This is a genomic window from Candidatus Dormiibacterota bacterium (assembly GCA_036495095.1).
Taxonomy (GTDB): domain Bacteria; phylum Chloroflexota; class Dormibacteria; order Aeolococcales; family Aeolococcaceae; genus CF-96.
Genome location: DASXNK010000059.1, coordinates 1 through 2,449 on the forward strand (window position 1 = coordinate 1; position 2,449 = coordinate 2,449).

Genomic DNA, 2,449 nt, shown 5'->3' on the forward strand with positions numbered 1-2,449 from the left:
GCCGGCGCCCTCGAGGACGGCGCGGCGGTCCACATCGAGCGTGCCCGGGTGCTCCTCCTCGGCAGCCGCGCCGCCGACGCCGACGCCGAGGGACGGCGGGCGCTCGCCCTCGGCGGTGGCGCGGCGGCGCTCGAGGTGCTCGCCGCGGCCCACTTCCACCTCCGTGACCTCGCCGAGTCGGTGCGGTTGGCCACCGAGGCGAGCGCCCAGGCTCGGGACGGCCGGGTGCGCGCCGGCGCGCTTCTCCTCGCCGCCCGCGGCCATCACGCCCTCGGCGACCTCGACGCCGCCGAGGCCGGCTTCGAGGCGGCGGCCGCCGCCGACGCGGTCGGCGCGGCGGCCCGCGGTCTGTGGCTCGGCTTCGTGCGCATCCACCAGGGGCGCGCGGAGGAGGCGCTGCGGCTGGTCGAGGCCGCGGCGGCGTCGCCGGAGGCGGTGATCAACCTCTTCGCCCCCGCCCACCTCAGCTTCGTCAGCGGCTACGCGCTCGCCGCCCTCGGCCGGGTAGAGGATGCGATGCGGCGCTTCGACCAGCTCGACGCCGCCTGCGAGCGGTTGGGGGTGACCCGCTTCGCCGGCCGGGCCGACAACTTCCGCGGCTGGATGCTGCGCAGCCTCGGTGACCACGCCGCCGCCGACGAGCACACCGCCCGTGCGCTCGAGGCGGGACGGCGGATCGACTACCCGGAGGTCCAGGCCCAGGGCTGGCTCGACCTCTGCGACGGCGCCCTGCAGCGTCGCGACCGCGACGCCGCGGTGGCGCACCTGGCGATGGCGCGTCCCTTCGGCGACGTCGAGCACGCCTACCGCTGGCGGCACCGGATTCGTCGCCGCCTGCTCGAGGCGAGGCTGTGCCTTCTCGGTGGCGACGCGCCGGCGGCGGAGGCGATGCTCGAGGAGCTGGAGCGGGAGGCGGTGTCCCGCGGCGCCCGCCGCTACCTGCTGCAGGCGCGGCTGCTGCTCGCCGTCGCGCGCCGGGCCCAGGGGATCCCGGTCGACCTCGCCGCGCTCGCGCCCGAGCGGGAGGCGCTGGCAGCCGCCGGCGGGCTGGACGGATGGCGGCTCGCGGCGGAGGTTGCGGCCGCCTTCGACGCGGCCGCCTGGCGCGACGCCGCCCGCCGCCTGTGCGCCGGCCTCGCCGGGCACGCGGGTTCGCGGCGGGCGGGGTTCGAGAGCTATGCGGCGACGGTGCTGGACAGCACCAGCATCCGCGCCACGTAGGGCCGCGCCGCCTCCGCCGCGCGCTCCGCCTCCGCCCAGACGCGGCTGCGGCGCGGCTCGTCCAGGGTGTCGAGATAGCCGGCGACCGCGGGCGCACCGAGCCGGAAGCCGGCCAGCGCGCGCGCATCCAGCATCCCCATGCCCACCTCGACCTCCTCGACCCGCGGGCGGTGGAGGCCGGCGCGCCGCGCTGTCCGGGCGAGCAGCTCGGGGCGCGCGGTGGGCGGTTCCAGCTCGTCCTTCATCCGCCGGTACCACGGCGGCGGCCGGTACCCGTGCGCGGCCAGCACGGCGTCGACGTCGTGCTTCAGCGCGTCGTCGGAGCGGGCCGCGAAGGTGGCGGCGAGCACGGCGCCGCCGGGTCGCACCACCCGGGAGAGCTCGCGCAGCGCCGCGGCGGGATCGGCGAGGTGGTTGAGCACGAAGGCGGTGGCGGCGACGTCGACGCAGCCGTCGCGCAGCGGCAGGGCGAGGACGTCGGCGGCCGTCGCCGGAGGGCGCCGCGTGCGGTCGTGCCGCAGCATGTCGACGGCGACATCGGTGGCGAGCACCCGCGCCCCCCTGGCCGCCGCCGCCGCCGACACCGCACCGGTGCCGGCGCCGGCGTCGAGGAGCAGCGCGCCGGCCAGCGGCAGCGGGCAGCGAGCCAGCAGCGCCGCCGCCAGCCGGTCGTAGACGCGGGCGGGGCCGCCGGCCCAGGCCTCCGCCCGGTAGATCCGGGGCAGGGGTGCGGCGGTCACCGCGGCTCAGCCGCCGAGCAGGTGGGCGGCGGTGCCGATGCGCGCGTCCCACCAGGCGAGCTCGTCGGGGTTGCCGCCGAGCAGCTTCTCCCATCCCAGCTGCACGAAGGCGCCCACCAGGGCGAGCTCCAGCTGGGTCTCGAACCAGCCCGCGGTGTCGGTGCCGCGCGCCTCGAGGCGCTCGCGGTACAGCTCGATGATCGCCTCCCGGGGGTGCGCCAGCCGGTCGCTGTTGATCGCCAGGTACCAGGCGAGGTCGAGGGTCGCCGGCCCCCGCGAGACCCGGTCCCAGTCGAGGAGGATGGTGCGGCCGTCGGGGTGGCCGCCCATGTTGCCCAGCTTCCAATCGCCGTGGACCAGGGTCTGGGGGGTGGCCTCGAGGGCGAGGACGAGCGGGGAGAGGTCGTCGAGCAGCCCCCGCACCAGCCGCGCCACCGGGGGGCTCATCGTGTCGAGGCGGCTCCAGCCCACCGGGATCAGCGTCGGGA

Annotated in this window: 3 protein-coding genes; 1 reads left to right on the plus strand and 2 read right to left on the minus strand. The window is 78.1% G+C overall.

Going from position 1 to position 2,449, the window contains the following annotated elements:
- On the plus strand, nucleotides 1-1,221 hold a 1,221-nt coding region (locus VGL20_06235), incomplete at its 5' end, for a hypothetical protein (GenBank protein HEY2703271.1).
- Here VGL20_06235 and VGL20_06240 read toward each other — a convergent pair.
- Both VGL20_06240 and VGL20_06245 read right to left on the minus strand, forming a co-directional pair.
- The gene (locus tag VGL20_06240; GenBank protein HEY2703272.1) at nucleotides 1,176-1,961 is read right to left on the minus strand and encodes a class I SAM-dependent methyltransferase; all 786 of its coding nucleotides are present in this window, start codon (nucleotides 1,959-1,961) and stop codon (nucleotides 1,176-1,178) included. The genes VGL20_06235 and VGL20_06240 overlap by 46 nt on opposite strands.
- 6 nt (nucleotides 1,962-1,967) lie before the next feature.
- The coding region (locus tag VGL20_06245; GenBank protein ID HEY2703273.1) for a phosphotransferase at nucleotides 1,968-2,449 on the minus strand (482 nt) is incomplete at its 5' end.